General features: G+C 71.2%; 16 protein-coding genes. 7 read left to right on the top strand and 9 right to left on the bottom strand.

The window, feature by feature from the left end:
• Positions 1-444 precede the first annotated feature (444 nt).
• Both ppdK and OGH68_RS11325 read left to right on the top strand, forming a co-directional pair.
• Positions 445-3,153: a pyruvate, phosphate dikinase gene (gene ppdK, locus OGH68_RS11330; protein ID WP_264243252.1), complete on the top strand. Its 2,709-nt coding sequence runs from the start codon at positions 445-447 to the stop codon at positions 3,151-3,153.
• A 775-nt stretch (positions 3,154-3,928) separates the two neighbouring features.
• The gene (locus OGH68_RS11325; RefSeq protein ID WP_264243251.1) at positions 3,929-4,954 is read left to right on the top strand and encodes an ArsR/SmtB family transcription factor; all 1,026 of its coding nucleotides are present in this window, start codon (positions 3,929-3,931) and stop codon (positions 4,952-4,954) included.
• On the opposite strand, the gene OGH68_RS11320 is transcribed toward OGH68_RS11325, so the two are convergent.
• On the bottom strand, positions 4,920-6,080 hold the full coding sequence (locus OGH68_RS11320; RefSeq protein WP_264243250.1) for a PhoX family protein: 1,161 nt from the start codon (positions 6,078-6,080) through the stop codon (positions 4,920-4,922). The genes OGH68_RS11325 and OGH68_RS11320 overlap by 35 nt on opposite strands.
• Before the next feature lie 254 nt (positions 6,081-6,334).
• Here OGH68_RS11320 and OGH68_RS11315 point away from each other — a divergent pair, with 254 nt between their 5' ends.
• Positions 6,335-6,757: a VOC family protein gene (locus tag OGH68_RS11315; RefSeq protein ID WP_264243249.1), complete on the top strand. Its 423-nt coding sequence runs from the start codon at positions 6,335-6,337 to the stop codon at positions 6,755-6,757.
• Positions 6,758-6,890: 133 nt separating this feature from the next.
• Here the strand turns inward: OGH68_RS11315 and nirD are convergent, their stop codons facing one another.
• From nirD to OGH68_RS11300, 3 genes are read right to left on the bottom strand one after another with little or no spacing between them, the layout of a single operon-like run.
• A complete protein-coding gene (gene nirD / locus OGH68_RS11310; RefSeq protein ID WP_264243248.1) occupies positions 6,891-7,250 on the bottom strand; it encodes a nitrite reductase small subunit NirD in 360 nt (119 codons plus the stop codon).
• Positions 7,247-9,838, bottom strand: a complete 2,592-nt coding sequence (nirB, locus tag OGH68_RS11305) for a nitrite reductase large subunit NirB (protein WP_264250017.1) — start codon at positions 9,836-9,838, stop codon at positions 7,247-7,249. The genes nirD and nirB overlap by 4 nt, the downstream gene beginning before the upstream one ends.
• A gap of 10 nt (positions 9,839-9,848) precedes the next feature.
• Positions 9,849-11,045 carry an NAD(P)/FAD-dependent oxidoreductase gene (locus OGH68_RS11300; RefSeq protein ID WP_264243247.1) on the bottom strand — a complete coding sequence of 399 codons (1,197 nt, stop codon included), beginning with the start codon at positions 11,043-11,045 and terminating at the stop codon, positions 9,849-9,851.
• Between the two features lie 801 nt (positions 11,046-11,846).
• Here OGH68_RS11300 and OGH68_RS11295 point away from each other — a divergent pair.
• On the top strand, positions 11,847-12,635 hold the full coding sequence (locus tag OGH68_RS11295) for a sulfite exporter TauE/SafE family protein (protein ID WP_264243246.1): 789 nt from the start codon (positions 11,847-11,849) through the stop codon (positions 12,633-12,635).
• A 6-nt stretch (positions 12,636-12,641) separates the two neighbouring features.
• On the opposite strand, the gene OGH68_RS11290 is transcribed toward OGH68_RS11295, so the two are convergent.
• From OGH68_RS11290 to OGH68_RS11270, 5 genes are all read right to left on the bottom strand, one after another.
• A complete protein-coding gene (locus tag OGH68_RS11290) occupies positions 12,642-13,112 on the bottom strand; it encodes a hypothetical protein (RefSeq protein ID WP_264243245.1) in 471 nt (156 codons plus the stop codon).
• Between the two features lie 2 nt (positions 13,113-13,114).
• Positions 13,115-13,618, bottom strand: coding sequence for a MarR family winged helix-turn-helix transcriptional regulator (locus tag OGH68_RS11285; protein WP_264243244.1), 504 nt, complete (start codon positions 13,616-13,618; stop codon positions 13,115-13,117).
• On the bottom strand, positions 13,615-14,307 hold the full coding sequence (locus OGH68_RS11280; RefSeq protein WP_264243243.1) for a class F sortase: 693 nt from the start codon (positions 14,305-14,307) through the stop codon (positions 13,615-13,617). Before OGH68_RS11280 ends, OGH68_RS11285 begins: the two co-directional genes overlap by 4 nt.
• A gap of 201 nt (positions 14,308-14,508) precedes the next feature.
• Entirely contained in the window at positions 14,509-15,012 is a 504-nt protein-coding gene (locus OGH68_RS11275; protein ID WP_264243242.1) for a hypothetical protein, read from the bottom strand.
• A 328-nt stretch (positions 15,013-15,340) separates the two neighbouring features.
• Positions 15,341-15,946: a Uma2 family endonuclease gene (locus tag OGH68_RS11270; protein ID WP_319020196.1), complete on the bottom strand. Its 606-nt coding sequence runs from the start codon at positions 15,944-15,946 to the stop codon at positions 15,341-15,343.
• Positions 15,947-16,134: 188 nt separating this feature from the next.
• Between OGH68_RS11270 and OGH68_RS11265 the strand changes: the two genes are divergently transcribed.
• From OGH68_RS11265 to OGH68_RS11255, 3 genes are read left to right on the top strand one after another with little or no spacing between them, the layout of a single operon-like run.
• Positions 16,135-16,737 carry an NADPH-dependent FMN reductase gene (locus OGH68_RS11265; protein ID WP_264243238.1) on the top strand — a complete coding sequence of 201 codons (603 nt, stop codon included), beginning with the start codon at positions 16,135-16,137 and terminating at the stop codon, positions 16,735-16,737.
• A gap of 8 nt (positions 16,738-16,745) precedes the next feature.
• Positions 16,746-18,479, top strand: coding sequence for an ABC transporter ATP-binding protein (locus OGH68_RS11260; protein ID WP_264243237.1), 1,734 nt, complete (start codon positions 16,746-16,748; stop codon positions 18,477-18,479).
• A complete protein-coding gene (locus tag OGH68_RS11255) occupies positions 18,476-20,341 on the top strand; it encodes an ABC transporter ATP-binding protein (RefSeq protein WP_264243235.1) in 1,866 nt (621 codons plus the stop codon). Before OGH68_RS11260 ends, OGH68_RS11255 begins: the two co-directional genes overlap by 4 nt.
• Positions 20,342-20,346 lie beyond the last annotated feature (5 nt).

Genomic DNA, 20,346 nt, shown 5'->3' with positions numbered 1-20,346 from the left:
GTCAGCGGGCATCGCACACCGGAACCGGAGGGTGGCGGATCTTCTCGCGGAGCGTGTCGCGCGCCGTCCGGATGACGGGATTCGGGCGCTCGAAGGAGCGTGATTCTCGCCACCCCTGATAGGGGTCCCGCTCAGATGAGCGAAATGCGGACGACTGCATCTCTCAAAGGGTGGCACTCAGTGCCACTCTTTTGGCCTTCGAGGCATGGGGTGACATGTGACCCTCTGTGTAAGGGCCGTGCGATCTTGGCTGCACTGCGCGATCATCTCTTCAAGAGTTGAACTTAGTGGTCTATGCCTCCGGATCCGTGCAGCACTTTAGATCTGGTGGCGGACGAGTGGTTAAGGCCGTATGACGCGCAAGTGGACGTACCCAGACGCCTTCGATCTGGGTATGTTCCTCGCCGTCAGGGCAGCCACCGAGTCCTCGAGGAGTCGAGACCCGTGTCGGAAAACAAAGATCAGAAGTTCGTCTACGACTTCACCGAGGGCAACAAAGAGCTCAAGGACCTGCTCGGCGGGAAGGGTGCGAACCTCGCCGAGATGACCAACCTCGGTCTGCCGGTCCCTCCCGGCTTCACCATCACGACCGAGGCGTGCAAGGTCTACCTCGAGAGCGGCGCCGAGCCGCTCGCGCTGCGCGACGAGGTGAGTGCGCACCTCGACGCCCTCGAGAAGACGATGGGCAAGAAGCTGGGTCAGGCCGACAGTCCGCTTCTGGTCTCCGTCCGCTCCGGTGCCAAGTTCTCCATGCCGGGCATGATGGACACCGTCCTCAACATCGGACTCTCCGACAAGTCCGTCGAGGGCCTGGCCCAGCAGGCCGGTGACGAGCGCTTCGCCTGGGACTCCTACCGCCGCCTCATCCAGATGTTCGGCAAGACCGTGCTGGGCGTCGACGGCGAGCTCTTCGAGGAAGCCCTCGAGGAGGCCAAGACGGCCAAGAAGGTCACCGTCGACACCGACCTCGACGCCGCGGACCTCAAGAAGCTGGTCAAGCAGTTCAAGAAGATCGTCAAGGCCGAGGCCGGCCGCGACTTCCCGCAGGACCCGCGCGAGCAGATGGACCTCGCGATCTGCTCGGTTTTCGAGTCCTGGAACACCGACCGCGCCAAGCTCTACCGCCGTCAGGAGCGCATCCCCGGCGACCTCGGCACGGCCGTCAACATCTGCTCCATGGTCTTCGGCAACCTCGGCCCCGACTCCGGCACCGGTGTCGCCTTCACCCGCGACCCCGCCTCCGGCCACCAGGGCGTCTACGGCGACTACCTGCAGAACGCGCAGGGCGAGGACGTCGTCGCCGGCATCCGCAACACCGTGCCGCTGGCCGACCTCGAGTCCATCGACAAGAAGTCGTACGACCAGCTGATGCAGATCATGGAGACGCTGGAGAACCACTACAAGGATCTCTGCGACATCGAGTTCACCATCGAGCGCGGCCAGCTGTGGATGCTGCAGACCCGCGTCGGCAAGCGCACCGCCGGTGCCGCCTTCCGCATCGCCACCCAGCTCGTGGACCAGGGCCTGATCGACGAGGCCGAGGCGCTCCAGCGCGTCAACGGCGCCCAGCTCGCCCAGCTGATGTTCCCGCGCTTCGACGAGAAGGCGAAGACCGAACTGCTGGGGCGCGGTATCGCCGCCTCCCCGGGTGCGGCCGTCGGCAAGGCCGTCTTCGACTCCTACACCGCGGTCAAGTGGTCGCGTTCCGGCGAGAAGGTCATCCTGATCCGCCGTGAGACCAACCCGGACGATCTGGACGGCATGATCGCCGCCGAGGGCATCCTGACCTCCCGCGGCGGCAAGACCTCACACGCCGCCGTCGTCGCCCGCGGCATGGGCAAGACCTGCGTATGCGGCGCCGAGGAGCTCGAGGTCGACACCAAGCGCCGCCGTCTGACGGTGGGCGGGACGGTCATCGAGGAGGGCGACGTCGTCTCCATCGACGGCTCCACCGGCAAGGTGTACCTCGGTGAGGTCCCCGTCGTGCCGTCGCCGGTGGTCGAGTACTTCGAGGGCCGCATGCACGCCGGCGCCGACGACGCCGACGAGCTCGTCCAGGCCGTCCACCGGATCATGGCCTACGCGGACCGGGTGCGCCGCCTGCGAGTACGGGCCAACGCCGACAACGCCGAGGACGCGCTGCGCGCCCGCCGCTTCGGTGCCCAGGGCATCGGCCTGTGCCGTACCGAGCACATGTTCCTCGGCGAGCGCCGCGAGATGGTCGAGAAGCTGATCCTCGCGGACACCGACGACGAGCGCGAAGAGGCGCTGAAGGCGCTGCTTCCGCAGCAGAAGCAGGATTTTGTCGAGCTGTTCGAGGCGATGGACGGACTGCCGGTGACGGTGCGTCTGCTCGACCCGCCGCTGCACGAGTTCCTGCCCGACATCACCGAGCTCTCGGTGCGCGTCGCCCTCGCCGAGGCCCGCAAGGACCACAACGAGAACGACCTGCGCCTGCTTCAGGCCGTGCACCGGCTGCACGAGCAGAACCCGATGCTGGGTCTGCGCGGTGTGCGCCTCGGGCTCGTCATCCCCGGCCTGTTCACCATGCAGGTACGGGCGATCGCCGAGGCCGCCGCGCAGCGCATCGAGGCCAAGGGCGACCCGCGGGCCGAGATCATGATCCCGCTGGTCGGCACCGTGCAGGAGCTGGAGATCGTCCGCGAGGAGGCCGAGCAGGTCATCGCGGAGGTGCAGCAGCGGACCGGCGTCGAGCTGAAGCTGGCCCTCGGCACGATGATCGAGCTGCCGCGTGCCGCGCTGACCGCCGGTCAGATCGCGGAGGCCGCGGAGTTCTTCTCCTTCGGCACCAACGACCTCACCCAGACCGTGTGGGGCTTCTCCCGCGACGACGTGGAGGCCAGCTTCTTCACCGCGTACCTGGAGAAGGGCATCTTCGGGGTCTCGCCGTTCGAGACGATCGACAAGGACGGCGTCGGCTCCCTCGTCCGGAGCGCGGTGGAGGCCGGCCGGGCCACGCGGCCCGACCTCAAGCTCGGCGTCTGCGGCGAGCACGGCGGTGACCCGGAGTCCGTGCACTTCTTCCACGAGGTGGGCCTGGACTACGTCTCCTGCTCGCCGTTCCGTATCCCGGTGGCGCGGCTGGAAGCGGGCCGCGCGGCGGCCCAGTCGACCGGCAGCGACTCCCGGTAGGACCGAAGACCCCGGAGCTGTCACCGGGTCCGGGGCACGAAACCCGGAGCCCGGTACCCCGACCCTCACCGGCCACCCGGTGGCGGCTCCGGTTCACCCGGGAAGGGGCGGGCGCCTGTGCGGGGCGCCCGCCCCTTCCGCATGCCTGGGCGGCGGGGGCGGCGCAGCGCACCTGTGCCGCCTGCCCGCCGCCGCTGGGCCCCGCCTGTGCCGCGCGCCTGCCGCGCCCCCCGAGGCGGCCCCCGCCGTCGGCGGCAAGTCTCCGGCCCACGAGCGCGCCGGAGACCATCCCCCGGCCCCCCGGCGCATCGCGCCTCTGTCCGCCCGTATCGCCCCGATCCGACCGGTCCGCGTCGCTGTCCGCCGTGCCGGCTCGCCCGGAATTCGCAGGGTTCCTGTTGAATGCCGAGTCAGTTGAATTCCGGATCAATTCGCGGTTCGGGCGGCTTAACAATGGTCGAATTCCTGCCGCTCGTCACGCCGTACAAGGGACGGAGCGCGGCCTGCGGATCCCCACCCGCCGACCGCGCTCCATTTCCCGTGCCGGACACGGAGCCGCAACCTTCGTCACCGCCGCCGGACGCGCAAAGCCCCCCACGGTCCTCGCTGCGTCACTTCGGTGAAGTAGGTTTCATGCCCGACGTCGTACAGCTTTTCGGTTCGCCCCCACGGCCCGCGAGGCGTTTCAACTGTGGCTGAAACACCGTGGTAACAACCTGTGATTGCATGCATACTCAGTGGTGGGGGCGATAGCGGGTGCAACAGTGGGGGTTCGGTGCTTCGTATTCATTTCAACGCGGACGACCTGGCGCGTGTGAGGATGGCGGCCAGGCCCGACGCGTTGTGGGAATCCATTCTCAGTTTTCATCGATTGCGCGACCGAAGGGGTGCTCTGGTCTTCGGCGAATGGCGATCCGAAGCGCGAACGCGGTTGAAAAGTGAAACACGACTGCTCTCCGCCCTGGTCCCCCAGCGCGGCTATTTCCCGGACTTTCTCACGCCGCCGGAGGCTTCCGACGGACTCGACGCGGGCCTCGAGGCGCTCCGGGCCACGACCCCGGCGCGCCTGCACACCGAGGTCGCCCTCGCCGCCGCCCATCGCTCGCCCCTGCGCTCGCTGCCCGGCCGGCTGCTCTCCCTCGCCGAGGGCAGGGCCGAGTCGGTGGCCCGGCTCGTGGAGGCTCTGCGCGCCTACTACCGCGCGGCCATCGAGCCGTACTGGGCCCATGTGCAGGGCCGGGTGGAGGCGGACCGCGCCGTGCGCGGCCGGGCGCTGCTGGACGGCGGTGCCGGGGAACTGCTCGCCTCCCTGCCGCCGGTGCTGCGCTGGCGCGCCCCGGTGCTGGAAGCCGACTATCCCGTCGAGCGCGAACTGCACCTGAACGGGCGCGGCCTGCTGCTCCAGCCGTCGTTCTTCTGCCGAGGCACCCCGGTGGTCTACCGCGACACGTCGCTGCCCCCGGTGCTGGTCTACCCGGTCTCGCACCCCAGCGAGCAGCCCGCCGGCGACGGCGGGGGCGTCTCGCTGGGCCGCCTGGTGGGCCATACGCGCTCCGCGGTGCTCCAGGCCATCCGCGGCGGCTGCACGACGAGCGAACTGGCCCGCAGGGCAGGGGTGTCCCTGGCCTCCGCGAGCCAGCACGCCGCCGTGCTGCGCGAGGCGGGTCTGGTGGTGACCCTCCGTCACGGCAACGCGGTGCTGCACTCACTCACCCCGCTGGGCGCCGCCCTGCTGCGCGGCGGCGCCACCCCGGAGCCCGAACTCGCTATGCCCGGAACGGGCCGGTCACTTCGTAGGTGATGCCGCCCGACGAGCTGCCGCTCGTGCCGCGCTGGCTGGAGAAGTACAGCCGGCTGCCGTCGGGGGAGAAGGCGGGGCCGCAGATCTCCGACGACGACTGGCCGGAGATGCGCAGGAACGGCGCGACGACGTCGTCCGGGGTGATCACGCAGATCTCCATGTTGCCGCCGTCCTCCGCCACGAACAGGTCGCCGGAGGCGGCGCCGGTCACGTTGTCGACACCGGTCAGCGGTGCGCCGCCGCCGGCGACGAGGGAGTCGTCGTAGGCCAGTTCGTACGTGCTGCTCCCCAGGTTCAGCTGCCACAGGCGGTTGTCGCCCTTGGTGGTGAACCACACGGTGTCGTTGGCGTAGTGGCAGCCCTCGCCGCCGTTGAACAGCTTGGCGCCGGACACCTGGTCGCGGGTGGGGGTCGGGGAACCGTCGGGGTCCGGCACGGTCGCCCAGGTGAAGGAGCCGGAGGTGGCCGTGCCAGCCTTGAGCACCTGGAGGGTGCCGGAGGACAGGTCGCCCCAGATGGTGGGCACGAACCGGTAGAGGCAGCCGTCCGACGCGTCCTCGGTCAGGTAGATCGCCTTGCGCACCGGGTCGGCCGCGGCGGCCTCGTGGTTGAAGCGCCCCATGGCGGACCGGCGTACGGCGGCCTTCACACCCCACGGGTCCGTCTCGTAGACGTAGCCGGTGCTGACCTCCTCGCAGGAGAGCCAGGTGTTCCACGGGGTGGCGCCGCCGGCGCAGTTGCGGTTGGTGCCGGACAGGATGCGGTAGGCGCCGGTGATCGCGCCGGTCGAGGAGAACTTCACGGCGCTCGCGCCGCCGGTGGAGGAGATCTCCGAGTTGGAGACGTAGATCCAGCCGCTGCCGTCCGCGAAGGAGGCGCCGCCGTCCGGGGCGTTGTGCCACGTGTACGAGGTGGAGCCGACTTTCTGGCCCGACCGGGCGATGACCCGGCTGGTGAAGCCCGCCGGCAGCAGGATGCCGTTCGCGTCCGCCGGGCGGAGCGCCCCGTAGGGGCCGGAGCCGGGCTGGGCGGGCGCCGCGGAGGCGGCGCCCTGCCACAGGGTGAAGCCGAAGGCGGCGGCCGAGGTGCCGACGACCGCTCCGCGCAGGAAGCTGCGACGTTCCACTTGTCACTCCAGGGTGGGATGACCGCCCCGCGGCGCCGGTCGGTGCCGCGGGGTCGCGCGCTCCCGGAACCTAGAAGCGGTGAGTTGCGCCCACTTCAACGGAGGGTGACCCGCAGAGGTCGTGGTTTGTGAAGAATTTCGCGGCCACCGATGAGTCCGGGGCAGGCCGTACGTCTACCCCTTCGAACACACCGCACACGGCACCGCACACGCATCGCACACACACCGCGGCGCCCCTCAGGAGAGAGACCACCATGGCTCAGATGATCTTCGTCAACCTGCCCGTCAAGGACCTGGAGACCAGCAAGGCGTTCTGGTCCAAGCTCGGATACTCCTTCAACCCGCAGTTCACCGACGAGAACGCGGCGTGCCTCGTCTTCAGCGACACGATCTTCGCCATGCTGCTGACCGAGGCGCGCTTCAAGGACTTCACCAAGAAGGACATCGCGGACGCCGCCACCACCACGGAGACCATCCTCGCCCTGAGCGCGGAGAGTCGGGAGAAGGTCGACGAACTGGTGGACGCCGCCCTCGCCGCCGGTGGTTCGCCCGCCAACGACCCGATGGACTACGGGTTCATGTACAACCGTTCGTTCCAGGACCCCGACCACCACATGTGGGAGGTCGCGTGGATGGACGTCGAGGCCATGCAGCAGGCGATGGCCGAGGGCGAGTGAGCCCGCGGGCACAGAACGGGCCCGCCGGCCTCGGGGGTGCCGCTCACGCGTCGCGAAGGGTCAGGGCAGTGACAGACGACGCGTGAGCGGAGCATTCCCCGGCGGGTACGGCGGGTACGGCGGGTACGGCGGGTCAGCGCAGCCGTACGTCGTACGCGGTCACCGACACCGCGTCGTCGTCCAGGCAGCGCCCGCTCCCGAGGTCGAACCGCTGCTTCAGCAGCGGCGAGGCGACGAACGGCCGGCCGGCCGCCGAGCCGACCAGGCCGCGCGCCAGAACCTGCGCGCCGCTGAACGGGTCGCGGTTGTCGATGGCGTAGGGCCGGCCCTCACGGTCGAGGAACACCGCGGCCTGACGGCCGTCGGGCAGCAGGGCGGCCACGCCCCGTCCCGGAGTCAGCCGGGACAGCGGGCACAGCGCGACCCAGTCCTCACCCAGCCTCAGCTGGATCTGGACGTCCGTCGTGGCGGGGGCGAGGGTCGTCGCGGTCATCGGGCGGCACCTTCCAGGGTCTGGTGATACGAACGGATGGACAGCAGGGGCAGATCGGGCTTGACCTGGTCGCGCTCGGGCACGAACTTCACCGTCGGGTCCGGGACGTCGGGCGCGTTGACGAAGGACACGAACCGCAGCAGCCGCTCGGGGTCGTTCAGCGTCTCGGCCCACTCGTCGCGGTAGCCGGCCACATGGTCGGCCATCAGCGACTCCAGCTCCGCGCAGATGCCGAGCGAGTCGTTCACGACGACGTCCCGTACGTGCTCCAGGCCGCCCTCGATGCGCTCCAGCCAGGTCGAGGTCCGCTCCAGCCGGTCGGCGGTGCGGATGTAGAACATCAGGAACCGGTCGATGAGGCGGACCAGTTCGGCGTCGGAGAGGTCCTGGGCCAGCAGGTCCGCGTGGCGCGGGGTCGCGCCGCCGTTGCCGCCGACGTACAGGTTCCAGCCGTTCGCCGTCGCGATCACGCCGAAGTCCTTGGACTGGGCCTCCGCGCATTCCCGCTGGCAGCCGGAGACCGCCGACTTCAGTTTGTGCGGCGAGCGCAGGCCGCGGTAGCGCAGCTCCAGATCGATGGCCATGCGGACCGAGTCCTGCACCCCGTAGCGGCACCAGGTCTGCCCCACGCAGGACTTGACGGTGCGCAGCGCCTTTCCGTACGCGTGCCCGGACTCGAAGCCGGCGTCCACCAGGCGTGCCCAGATCTGTGGCAGCTGGTCGACGCGGGCGCCGAACATGTCGATCCGCTGACCTCCGGTGATCTTCGTGTAGAGGCCGAAGTCGCGGGCCACCTCACCGATGACGATCAGTTTCTCCGGAGTGATCTCCCCGCCGGGGATGCGCGGCACGATCGAGTACGAGCCGTTCTTCTGCATATTGGCGAGGAAGTGGTCGTTGGTGTCCTGCAGCGCCGCCTGCTCGCCCTCCAGCACATAGCCCGGGGCGCCGATCGTGGGAGCCAGCGAGGCGATGATGGAACCGACGGCCGGCTTGCAGATTTCGCAGCCGTCCCCGCCGCGCGCCGCCTCCCGGCCGTGCGCGTCGAGCAGCTGCCGGTACGACGTGATGCGCAGGGCGCGCACGATCTCGTACAGCTCCTGGCGGGTCTGTCCGAAGCAGCCGCAGAGGCCCTTGTCGACCTCGACGCCCGACGCCTCCAGCTCGGCATTGACCAGCTGGCCGAGGACCTTGACGCAGCTGCCGCAGCCGGTACCGGCCTTGGTGCACTTCTTGACCTCGGGGACTGTCGTGCACTGATGGTCGGTGACCGCGCCGCGGATGGTGCCCTTGGTGACGTTGTGGCAGGAGCAGATCACCGCCTCGTCGGGCAGCGCCGCGGGACCGAGCGCGACCGGCGCACCGGCGCCGGCCGGCAGCACCAGCTGTTCGGGGGCCATCGGCGGCACAGTGCCGGTGAAGGCCCGCAGCGTGCCGTACGACTCGGCGTCGCCGACGAGGATGCCGCCCAGCAGCTCGCCCCCGGCGCCGACGACCAGCTTCTTGTAGACCCCGGCGCGGGAGTCGGAGTACACGACGTCGAGGCAGCCGTCGGCCGCGCCGTGCGCGTCGCCGAACGAGGCCACGTCCACACCGAGGAGCTTCAGCTTGGTCGAGGTGTCCGCGCCGGTGAAGGTCTGTGCCTGGCCGTCCAGGGCCGCGGCCGCCGCCTCCGCCATCTCGTAACCGGGCGCCACCAGCCCGTACACGCGGCCGTCCGACGCCAGCGCGCACTCGCCGATCGCGAAGACCGCCGGGTCCGACGTGCGGCACTGCTCGTCCACGACGATGCCGCCGCGCTCGCCTACCGCGAGGCCCGCGTCCCGGGCGAGCTGGTCCCGGGGCCGTACCCCCGCCGAGAAGACCACGAGGTCCGCCTCGAGCACCGAACCGTCGGACAGCGCCATGCCGTTGACGGTGCCGTCCTGGCGAGCGGTGACCTCCTGGGTGCCGACACCGGTGTGGACGCTCAGCCCCATGCCCTCGATGGTGCGCAGCAGTGCCGCGCCGCCGCCCTCGTCGACCTGCACGGGCATCAGCCGCGGCGCGAACTCCACGATGTGGGTCTCCAGCCCCAGGCCCTTCAGCGCACCCGCCGCCTCCAGACCGAGCAGCCCGCCGCCGACGACCGCGCCGACACGGGCCGTCTTCGCGTACTCCTCGATCGCGAGCAGGTCCTCGATGGTGCGGTAGACGAAACAGCCCTCGGCGTCCTTGCCCGGCACCGGCGGCACGAACGGATACGAGCCCGTGGCCAGCACCAGCGTGTCGTACGCGAGAGTCAGTCCGGCGCGCGAGGTGACCGTGCGCGCGGCGGTGTCGATGCGCTCCGCCGGGTCGTCCAGATGCAGCTCGATGCCGTGCCGCTCCATGAAGCCGTCCTCGACCATCGACAGGTCGTCGGGCGTGTTCCCGGAGAAGTACGAGGTCAGACGCACCCGGTCGTACGCGGGACGGGGTTCCTCGCACAGCACGACGATCCGCGCCCGCTCGGTGACGCCACGCTCGGCGAGGGCCTCCAGGAACCGCTGGCCGACCATTCCGTGGCCGACGACCACGATCGTGGGAGTGGTCGCCGAAGGGGACATCGCAGCCATGTCAGAGGCCTCCATCATTGGTGAGCAGGTGGAGCAGGGGGAGGGAGTCCGGCAGGGCCTCGTCGCCCTCCCAGGCCCGGGCGAGCGCGCCGACCGACGCGAGATCCCCGAGCAGTACGCCGCCGACGAGCCGGTCCCCCCGGACGACGACCTTGCGGTACGCGCCCCGGGTGGCGTCGGCGAGCTGGACGACGTCGTCCCCCGGGCGGGGGGTCGGATCGCCGAACGCGGCCAGGTCCAGCGGGCTCGTCGCTGAGGCCAGGGTGAGCCGGGTCAGCGCGCGGGTGCCCGAGTAGCGGGCGCCGTCGCCGTTCAGCACGGACGCGAGCACGTCCGCCTGTTCCAGCGCCGGGCCCGCCAGGCCCTGCACGACACCGTCGTGCTCCGCGCAGTCGCCGATGGCGTGGATGTACGGGTCGGAGGTGCGCAGCTCGTCGTCGACGACGACACCGCGGCGCACCTCGAGCCCCGCGTCGACCGCCAGGCCCACACGGGGCCGCACGCCGCAGGCCAGCACCACGATCTCCGCGTCCAGCGCGAAGCCGTCCGCGAGGACCACGGCACAGACCGCCCCCTCCGGGGTGGTCCGCAGGCCACGGACACGGCACTCGGTGTGCACCTCGACGCCGAGCAGCTCCAGATGCGCGCGGAGCAGCCCGGACGCGGAGACGTCCAGCTGGCGCTCCATGAGGTGCTCGCCCTGCTGGGCCAGCACCACTTTCGCGCCGCGGACCGCCAGTGCGCGGGCCGCCGACACACCGAGCAGCCCGCCGCCGACGACCACCGCGCGTGTGCCGGGGCGGACGGCGTCCGACAGGGCCGCGCAGTCGTCCAGCGTGCGGAAGGGGTGGACGCCGTCCGGGAGCCCGGGGCCGATGCCGCGGAGCGGCGGCAGCACCGGGTTGGAGCCGGTCGCGAGCACGAGGCGGTCGTAGCCGACGGTCGTGCCGTCCGCGCAGTGCACGAGCCGCCGGTCGCGGTCGACCGACGTCGCCCGCACCCCGCGCCGGACCGGGACGTCCGGCAGTGCGATCACCTCCGGCCCGTACCGGCCCGCGAGCACCTCCGCGAGCAGCACCCGGTTGTACGGCGCGTGCGTCTCCTCGCCGAGGACCGTGACGCGGGCGTCCGCGCCGAGCTGACGCGCAAGCCGCACGCCTGCCGTCCCGCCGCCGATCACCACGATCTCCGAAGTCATGCATGCAGCGTGCGTCGTGGGTGTTACCCGGCAGGTTCCCTTCTGTTTCCCGCGGGGAACCTTGCGCTCAGCGGCGGGGGGCGGGGGGTGTGAGGCGGCGGTATCCCGTGCGGGTGCGTGGCGCCTGCGGCGGGCTGTCCCCCTCCCCGCCCCTTCCCGAAACCGGGGGCTCCGCCCCCGGCCCCCGGTTCGGGGCTTCGCCCTGGGCCCCGTTCGGGGCTTCGCCCTGGGCCCCGTTCGGGGCTCTGCCCCGCGCGCCCCCGGTTCGGGGCTCTGCCCTGCGTGCCCCCGGTTCGGGGCTTCGCCCCGCGCCCCCGCCCCCGGTTCGGGGCTTCGCCCCGCGCCCCCGCCCCGGGTTCCGCCCCCGCGCCCCCGCCCCGGGCTCCGTCCCCGCGCCCCCGCCCCGGGCTCCGTCCCCGCGCCCCCGCCCCGGGCTCCGCCCGCGTGCCCCCGGTTCGGGGCTCCGCCCGGCCGTACCGCCCTGCGGGCGGTTCCGGGCTCCGGTACCGCGCTTCGCGCGGTGGCCTCAAACTGCCCCTACGGCCTGGCGGCCGTGGGAGGTGCCTCCGGCCGGGCTGCATTGCAGCCCCGCCGGCGTTTGAGGCGCGGGGGTACGGGGGCGGAGCCCCCGAAACACCGCGCGGAGCGCGGTGCGGGTCCGGGCGGAGCCCGGTTCGGGAAGGGGCGGGGAGGGGACACGCTCCGCGCAGCGGCCCGCCACGCCACCGCCCAACCTCAGGTCAGCCTCAAGACTTCCGCGATCGTTGGACGGCACACGCACCCCCTCCATAGGCTCACGCCGTGCCCGACATATCCCTCACCACCATCGTCTTCCTCTGCCTCGCCGCCGCCGCGGCCGGCTGGATCGACGCCGTCGTCGGCGGCGGCGGGCTGCTGTTGCTGCCCGCGCTGCTGCTCGGGATGCCGCAGGTCCCGGCCGCCCACATCCTCGGTACGAACAAGGCGGTCGCCATCGTCGGCACGTCGGGCGCGGCGATCACCTATGTGCGCAAGGCCCCGGTGCAGGTGAAGACCGCCGTGCGCATCGGACTCGCCGCGCTCGCCGGCTCGATGGGCGGCGCGTTCTTCGCGGCGGGCATCAGCAGCGAGCTGCTGCGCCCGGTGATCATGGTCGTGCTGCTCGGCGTCGCCGCCTTCGTGATGCTGCGCCCTTCGTTCGGCACGGCCACCGCCGATGCCGGCGGGCGCCGTGTCACCCGAACCCGTACCGTCCTCGCGATCGTGCTCGTCGGCGGCGGCATCGGCTTCTACGACGGTCTGTTCGGGCCGGGCACCGGCACGTTCCTCGTACTGGCGCTCACCGCGGTGCTGCATCTGGATCTGGTGACGGCCTCCGCCACCGCCAAGATCGTGAACGTGTGCACCAACGCCGGCGCGCTGGCGATGTTCGCCTACCAGGGCACGGTGCTCTGGCAGCTGGCCGCGCTGATGGCGGTCTTCAACCTGGCCGGCGCCATGCTCGGGGCGCGCATGGCACTGCGGAAGGGCAGCGAGTTCGTCAGAGGGGTGCTGCTCGTCGTCGTCTTCTCGCTCGTCGCGAAGCTGGGCTTCGACCAGTGGACGGCGTGACGGCGGTCAGTACCGGTCGGCGGTCTCCGCGTACGCGGCGTCCGCCCGCGCGATGACCTCGGTCAGCACGCGGCCCGCGACGGCCAGGTCCTCCGCCGGGATCCCGCCGTAGACCCGCGGGCCGAACTCCGCGGCGACCGCGGCCAGCCGGCTCTGCTCGGTGCGGCCGGCGTCGGTCAGGCCGACACGCGGCTCCTGGCCCGGCAGTGCTTCCAGCGACTCGAACAGTTCTGTGGCCAGCAGCTCGGACACGGTGTCCCGGGCCGTCGCCTCGTCGATCTTCAGTGCGGAGGTCACCGCCTCCACGATCCGGCCGGTCTGGGCGGTGCCTCCCTCGGCGGCGGCCGCGTTCAGCGCCATGGACTGGTGGAAGGTGGTGCCGGTGCGGCGCAGCTCGCGGTCGAGCAGGGCACGGGCCGCGTAGTGGGCCCGGCCGATGATCTGGCTGTTGAGCAGGATCGGCGTGGTGGCGGACATGGTTACTCCTCGGGTGCGGGTTGCGTGGACGTGTCCTCGAAGGTGTCGCTGGGTGCGTCAAGAGGTGTGTCGAGCAGCAGCCGCAGCTCACGCGTGAGCGCCTGTGTGCGTGGCGCGCCGAGCCCGCCGAGCGGCGTCAGCAGCCGGTCGAGCAGCGTGTGGACCGCCGCGATGGCGTGGCGGGCCTTCTCCTGCCCCTCCGGGGTGAGCGAGAGCTGTACGGCCCTGGTGTCGGCGGGGTCGGGCGTGCGCCGCACGAGCCCCGACGACTCGAGGCTGCGGGCGAGCTTCGAGACGTAGAGCGGCTCCAGGCCCGTGTGGTCGGCGAGTTGCCGCTGGCTGGGGTGGTGGCCGCCCCGCCAGATGCCGTGCAGCGAGGCGATCACTGTGTACTGCGCGTGCGTCAGTCCGAGGGGGGCGAGCGCGCGATCGACCGCGACGCGCCACTTCGTCGACAGACGCCAGACCAGGTAGCCGGGCGTGGGGCCCTCGGGTGCTGAACTCATGGGAGATACGGTACATGGATACTATGTCCATGGCTATTGTTTCGCTCGCCGCTGCCCCGTACCCCGATCAGGTGCGCGTACGCAACGACGTTGCCCCGGTAGCCGGTCTTCTCCGAGAAGCCGCCGCCGCAGGTGATGACCCGGAGTTCGGCCCGCTCGCCGGCGCCGTACACCTTCTTGTCGGGGAAGTCGTCGGCCTCGTAGACCTCGATCGCGTCGATCGTGAAGACGGCGGTCCTGCCGTCCGCGCGGAGCACCTCGATCCGGTGACCCTTCTCCAGGGCGCCGAGAGCGTAGAAGACGGACGGGCCCTGCGCGTTGTCGACATGACCGGCGACGATCGCGGTGCCCTCGGCGCCCGGGGTGGTGCCGTCCTCGTACCAGCCGGCCAGATTGCGTTCGGCGGCCGGCGGGACCTCGAGACTGCCCTCGTCGTCCAGTCCGAGGCCCATGACGGGGGCGTCGACGTCGATCCGGGGGATGCGCAGCCGTACCGGTTCGGAGGGCGGCAGCGGCTCGGCCGCCGCGTCCGTGTGCTGGTCGGGACCGGCCGCGAAGGCCTGGGCGGCGGACGGGACCGGCGGGGTGACGTCACGGGTGCCGTTCTGGACCAGCCACAGCCCGACGCAGACGGCGACGGCTATGCCCCACCCCTTGGCCCTGCGCCGGGTGGTGTCCGGGGCGGTCATCGGTCCTCCAGGGTCGCGTCGAAGGTCGCGTCGAGGGCCGCGTCGTTCGTGGCCGTCCGCGGGCCCGGCGCCCGGCCGGGGGCGCTCGGCCGTGCACGGGCGGGCCGGCCGGAAACGTCGCCCCGCCCCCGTCGGCTCGGGGCCTGACGGGAGCGGGGGATCCGGCGGGACGAGGAACGGTCGGGACACCGGTCCGTTCATTCAGCCTGTCTGGCCGCCGCTCGCCCGGCGGCGCAGGAGGAGAGTCCCGCCCACAGCGGCCGCGGTCAGTACCGCCGCGCCCGCCGCGATCTGGGTGGTGTCGGGGCCCACGCTGCCGCCGACCCCGGTTCTGACGTGCCCGCTCGGCTGCTTGTGGTGCACCTCGAGGTCACCGGCGGCCTCCTTGCCGTTCTTGCAGCGCACCTCGATGCCGTACGTTCCCGGCTTGGTGTCCTCGGGGACCGTGAAGTGTCCCACGACGACCTCCTTGTGCGTGCCCGGCCACAGCTTGAACTCACCGGCGCCGAGCGACCGGGCGTCGCCGACGCCGTGGCCGTCCTTGCCGCAGGCCGTGGTGTTCACCGTGATCTTCGTGCCGGGGGTGGCGGGCGACGGGTGCAGCTCGAGTTCTCCGAAGTCCCCGGCGTACGCGCCGTGGGCACCGAGCCCTATCGTGGCGAGCGCCATCGCGGTGCCGGTCAGCAGGCGGGCGGTGGTGCGCATGGGGTCCTCCGGAAGCACGCGATGCGGTGTCTCGTCTTCTTCGAGGTAAGAGCCCCGCCGCCCGGCACGCCTCCTGATGGGCCCTCAGGTTCCCTCGTCCGGAGTGGTGTGTCGCACTGGACAGATCGCGTTCCCGCAGGTCAAACCGGATGACGCTGACTCAGGCGCGGTCGCCGGGCGTGCCGGTGCCGAATGGGTGATGCGGCACGGGCGCCGACCCGCGTCGCCCCGTCCGGCGGGCAGCCCGTACGGCGCTGCTCGGTGTCCAGGAGGTGGAGGCGGTGCTCGTGGGCACCGCGGTCAAGCGGCCCGGGGGCGCCGGTCCCGGTCATGCCTCGGGCGACTGCTCCGCGTGCCGGGGCGCGAACTCCGTCGTGTCCAGGTCGAAGTCGAACGGAGCCGGCACATGCAGGGGCTTGCCGAAGGGGACGGTGGTGCGGGACCGGTACCCCTTGGGCGACGGGTCCCAGAAGGCGGTGATTTCCTCGCTCTGCATGTCGAGGACCAGGTACACGGGGACCTGGCGGCCATAGACCTCGAGCTTGTCCTGCCAGTCGGCGTCCTTCGTGGAGACGGACGTCAGCTCGGCGACGAGGGACAGGGCTCCACCGTCGGCGTGTCGGCCGTCGGCTTCGAAGGCCGCTTCGTCGGCGACATGCAAGTCCGGTCCGTAAGCACGGTCGGAGTCGGCGAAGCGGAAGAGGAAGGGGGCGACATCGGCGTCGTGCCCCTCCGGCGCATGCGCTCCGAGCTGCTGCCGCAGCAACTTCATGGGCTTCTTGAAGCGAAGCTTCGACCACGGTGACACGACGATCTTCCCCCGGATGAGCTCGGCCTTGTAGCCGTCAGGTGTGTCCAGCTCCTCCACGATTCCGAGCAGGCTGTCGAAGTCCTCGGACGCCGGAGCGTCCGCCGACGCCGGTCGTTCGATCATGATCGTCACCGTGTCCTCCGCCCGCCCCCGGCTGTGCTGGTTCGTTCACCGTAGTGGGCATGCCCCGGGCCGGGCCTGGTTGTCGAAGCGGTTCGCTCGTTCGTATGAAGGCTAATCCTTCGTATGAAGGCCGATCCTTCCGGCATCGACTTGACCTCAATCAAACTTGAGGTATCAAGCTCCTCTGCATGGACATCAACACGCCTGACCACACGTCCCCTTTGAAGCTCGCTGTCATCATCGGCAGCAACCGAGACGGCCGCTTCGGGCCCACCGTCGCCCGCTGGTTCCTCTCCCGGGCCGCGGCGCGCGAGGACTTCGACGTCGAGGTCGTCGACCTGGCCCACGCCGATCTGCCCACCGCGCTCTCCTTCAACCCCTCGCCCGACGTGCGCACGGAGCTCGGCAAGGTCACCCCGAAGCTGGCCGGCGCCGACGCCTTCGTGGTCATCACCCCCGAGTACAACCACTCCTTCCCAGCCGCCCTCAAGAACCTCGTCGACTGGCACTTCGCCGAATGGCAGGCCAAGCCCGTCGGCTTCGTCTCCTACGGCGGGATCTCCGGCGGGCTGCGTGCGGTCGAGCAGCTGCGGCAGGTCTTCGCCGAGCTGCACGCCGTCACCGTCCGCGACACGGTCTCCTTCCACAACGCGGGCGCTCACTTCGACGACGAGGGCAACCACCGCGACCCCGCCGGTCCGGACGCCGCCGCCAAGACCATGCTCGACCAGCTCGCCTGGTGGGCCGAGGCACTCAGGTCCGCCAAGTCCGTCAGCCCGTACGCCGGCTGAGGCCTGCCGTGCTGCTGAGACTGCTCCTCGCCCTTCTGGGCCCCTACCGGCGGACGATCGCGCTGGTCGTCGTCCTCCAGCTGACCCAGTCCCTCGCCACCCTCTGCCTGCCCACGCTGAACGCCGACATCATCAACAACGGTGTGCTCCGCGGCGACACCGGCCATGTCCTGTCCGCCGGCGGCCTGATGATGGCGGTCACCGTCCTCCAGGTCGCCGCCGCCGGGGCCGCGGTCGTCTGCGCCGCCCGGATCGCCATGGGCATCGGACGCGATCTGCGCTCCGCCGTCTTCCGCCACGTACAGGACCTGTCCGTGCGCGACGTGGGACGCTTCGGCGCCTCGTCCCTGATCACCCGCACCACCAACGACGTCCAGCAGGTGCAGACGTTCGCCCTGCTCGTCCTGACCATGCTGGTCGCGGCGCCCCTGATGTGCCTCGGCGGCATCGCGATGGCGCTGTCCCAGGACGTGCCGCTGGCCATGCTCCTGCTGCTGTTCGTCCCCGTCCTCGCGCTGTCCGTCGGGGTCGTCGTGCGCCGCCTGCCGCCCGTCTTCCGCGGCATGCAGGAGCGGATCGACCGGGTCAACCGGGTGATGCGCGAGCAGATCACCGGCATCCGAGTCATCCGCGCCTTCGTCCGCGACCGCCACGAGCAGCGCCGCTTCGGCGAGGCCAACGACGCGCTGCTCGCCGCCGGGCTGCGCGCCGGGCGGCTGCAGACCCTGATGTTCCCGACCGTGCTGATCGTCTGGGAGATCGCCACCGTCGCCGTCATCTGGGCCGGCGGGCACCGGCTCGACTCCGGGTCCCTCCAGGCCGGTTCGATCGTGGCCTTCCTCGGCTATCTGACGCAGATCCTGATGGCCGTGATGATGTGCCTGTTCCTGATGATGCACCTGCCGCGTGCCGAGGTCAGCGCCGAACGCATCCGGGAGGTGCTCGGCACCGAGCCGGGCGTCACCCCGCCCGTCGCCCCCGTGCACCGGCTGCACGAACCGGGCGTGCTGCGGCTGCGGGACGTCGGCTTCAGCTACCCGGGCGCGGAGGAGCCCGTCCTCAAGGGCGTGGACCTCACCGCGCGCCCCGGCGGCGTCACCGCCGTCATCGGCTCCACCGGCAGCGGCAAGACCACCCTGTTGAGCCTGGCGGCACGGCTGTTCGACACCACCGGCGGTGAGGTCACCGTCGGGGGGACGGACGTCAGGGACCTGGACCCGGCGGTCCTCGCGCGCACGGTCGTACTCGTCGCCCAGAAGCCGTACCTCTTCTCCGGAACCGTCGCTTCCAACCTCCGGTACGGAAGGCCGGAGGCGACCGACGAAGAGCTCTGGCACGCCCTCGAGGTTGCCCAGGCGGCCGACTTCGTACGCGGGCTCGACGCCGGTCTCGAGGCGCCCGTCTCCCAGGGCGGGGCCAACCTCTCCGGCGGTCAGCGCCAGCGCCTCGCCATCGCCCGCGTGCTGGTGGCCCGGCCCGACGTGTACCTCTTCGACGACTCCTTCTCCGCCCTCGACCACGCCACCGACGCGGCGCTGCGCCGGGCCCTGGCCGCCGAGACCGCCGACGCGACCGTCGTCATCGTCGCCCAGCGCGTCTCCACCATCCGCGGCGCCGACCGGATCGTCGTCCTCGACGAGGGCCGTGTCGTCGGCACCGGGACCCACGACGAACTCATGCGGGACAGCACCACCTACCGGGAGATCGTCCTCTCCCAGCTCACCGAGGAGGAAGCCGCATGAGCGCCACCGCACCCCAGCGCCGCGGGCCGGGCGCGCAACAGCGCGGCCCCGGCGGAATCGGCTCGCCCTCGCTGGAACGCTCCCTGCACTTCCGCGCCTCCGGTCTGCGGCTGCTGCGCATGACCGCCCCCGAACGCCCACTGCTCGTGGGCGTCCTGGTCGCCGGCGCGGCCGCCGTCGCCCTCGCCGTGCTCGCCCCCAAGCTCCTCGGCCACGCCACCGACCTCGTCGTCGACGGCGCGGCCGGCCCCGACGGTGTCGACTTCCGCGCCGTCGCCGAGGTCCTGGCGCTGGTCCTCGGCCTGGTCGCCGTCTCCTCCGGGCTGACGCTGATCCAGATGCGGCTGGCCATGACCATCGTCCAGCGGATCGGCCACCGGCTGCGGGAGCAGGCGGAGACGAAGCTGTCGCGGCTGCCGTTGACGTACTTCGACAAGCAGCCGCGCGGCGAGGTGCTCAGCCGCGCCACCAACGACATCGACAACATCACGCAGACCATGCAGCAGGCCTTCAGCCAGATGGTGCGGGCCCTGCTCACCATCGCCGGGGTCCTGGTGATGATGTTCTGGATCTCGCCGCTGCTGGCCCTGGTCGCGCTCGCGACCGTGCCGCTGTCCGTGTACGTGGCGGCTCTCATCGGCAGGCGGGCCCAGCCGCAGTTCGTCCGGCAGTGGTCCGTGACGGGCAAGCTGGGCGCCCACGTGGAGGAGATGATCACCGGCCACACGGAGGTCCGCGCCTTCGGACGCCGTGATCAGGCCGTGGCGGCCTTCGACGAACTCGGCGAGCAGTTGTACGCGTCGAGCCTGCGCGCCCAGGTCATGTCGGGCTTCATCCAGCCAGCCCTCGGCTTCGTCGGCAACCTCAACTACGTGCTGATCGCGGTCGTCGGCGGACTGCGGGTGGCCTCGGGTTCGTTGTCGATCGGCGACATCCAGGCCTTCGTGCAGTACTCGTACGAGTTCAACGGCCCGATCAACCAGGTCGCCGCCATGGCCAACCTCCTCCAGTCGGGCGTGGCCTCCGCCGAGCGGGTCTTCGACCTGCTGGACGCCGAGGAAGAGCCCGCGGCACCCGCAGGGCCGCCGCGCCCGCTGCCGAAGGACGGCCGGACCGCCGGGCACGTGACGTTCGAGAAGGCGGCCTTCCGCTACGACCCAGCCCGGCCGCTGATCGAGGACCTGTCGCTCGACGTCGAGCCCGGCCGGACCGTCGCGATCGTCGGCCCGACCGGCGCCGGCAAGACCACGCTCGTCAATCTGCTGATGCGCTTCTACGACGTCACCGGCGGACGCATCCTGCTCGACGGCACCGACATCGCCACCATGTCCCGCGAGGAACTGCGCTCCGGGATCGGGATGGTGCTCCAGGACACCTGGCTGTTCGGCGGCACGATCGCGGAGAACATCGCCTACGGCGTCGCCGGGGACGTGTCGAGGGAACAAGTCGTCGCCGCGGCGATCGCCACCCACGCCGACCGGTTCATCCGCACCCTGCCCGACGGCTACGACACGGTCGTCGACGAGGAGGGCGCGGGTTTGAGCGCCGGCGAGAAGCAGCTCCTCACCATCGCGCGCGCCTTCCTCACCGAACCCTCGATCCTCCTGCTCGACGAGGCCACCAGCTCCGTCGACACCCGCACCGAGGTCCTCATCCAGCGCGCCATGTCCTCCCTGCGCCGGGGACGCACCAGCTTCGTCATCGCCCACCGGCTCTCCACGATCCGGGACGCCGACGTGATCCTGGTGATGGAGGCCGGGCGGATCGTGGAGCAGGGCACGCACGACGAACTGCTGGCCCTGGGCGGCGCGTACGCCCGCCTCCACACGGCGCAGTTCGCGACGGCGGCGGCCGAGGTGTAGTCCGC

Origin of the sequence: Streptomyces peucetius (genome assembly GCF_025854275.1) — a bacterium.
GTDB lineage: Bacteria > Actinomycetota > Actinomycetes > Streptomycetales > Streptomycetaceae > Streptomyces > Streptomyces peucetius_A.
The sequence above is the reverse complement of the archived record's forward strand: the minus strand, read 5'-3'. Positions and strand labels throughout refer to the sequence as shown.

Coding starts and splice junctions, on each gene's coding strand:
- OGH68_RS11315 (WP_264243249.1), top strand. CDS start 6,335: ATGGCTCAGATGATCTTCGTCAACCTGCCCGTCAAGGACCTGGAGACC.
- nirD (WP_264243248.1), bottom strand. CDS start 7,250: ATGACCGCGACGACCCTCGCCCCCGCCACGACGGACGTCCAGATCCAG.
- nirB (WP_264250017.1), bottom strand. CDS start 9,838: ATGTCCCCTTCGGCGACCACTCCCACGATCGTGGTCGTCGGCCACGGA.
- OGH68_RS11300 (WP_264243247.1), bottom strand. CDS start 11,045: ATGACTTCGGAGATCGTGGTGATCGGCGGCGGGACGGCAGGCGTGCGG.
- OGH68_RS11290 (WP_264243245.1), bottom strand. CDS start 13,112: ATGTCCGCCACCACGCCGATCCTGCTCAACAGCCAGATCATCGGCCGG.
- OGH68_RS11285 (WP_264243244.1), bottom strand. CDS start 13,618: ATGAGTTCAGCACCCGAGGGCCCCACGCCCGGCTACCTGGTCTGGCGT.
- OGH68_RS11280 (WP_264243243.1), bottom strand. CDS start 14,307: ATGACCGCCCCGGACACCACCCGGCGCAGGGCCAAGGGGTGGGGCATA.
- OGH68_RS11275 (WP_264243242.1), bottom strand. CDS start 15,012: ATGCGCACCACCGCCCGCCTGCTGACCGGCACCGCGATGGCGCTCGCC.
- OGH68_RS11270 (WP_319020196.1), bottom strand. CDS start 15,946: ATGATCGAACGACCGGCGTCGGCGGACGCTCCGGCGTCCGAGGACTTC.
- OGH68_RS11265 (WP_264243238.1), top strand. CDS start 16,135: ATGGACATCAACACGCCTGACCACACGTCCCCTTTGAAGCTCGCTGTC.
- OGH68_RS11255 (WP_264243235.1), top strand. CDS start 18,476: ATGAGCGCCACCGCACCCCAGCGCCGCGGGCCGGGCGCGCAACAGCGC.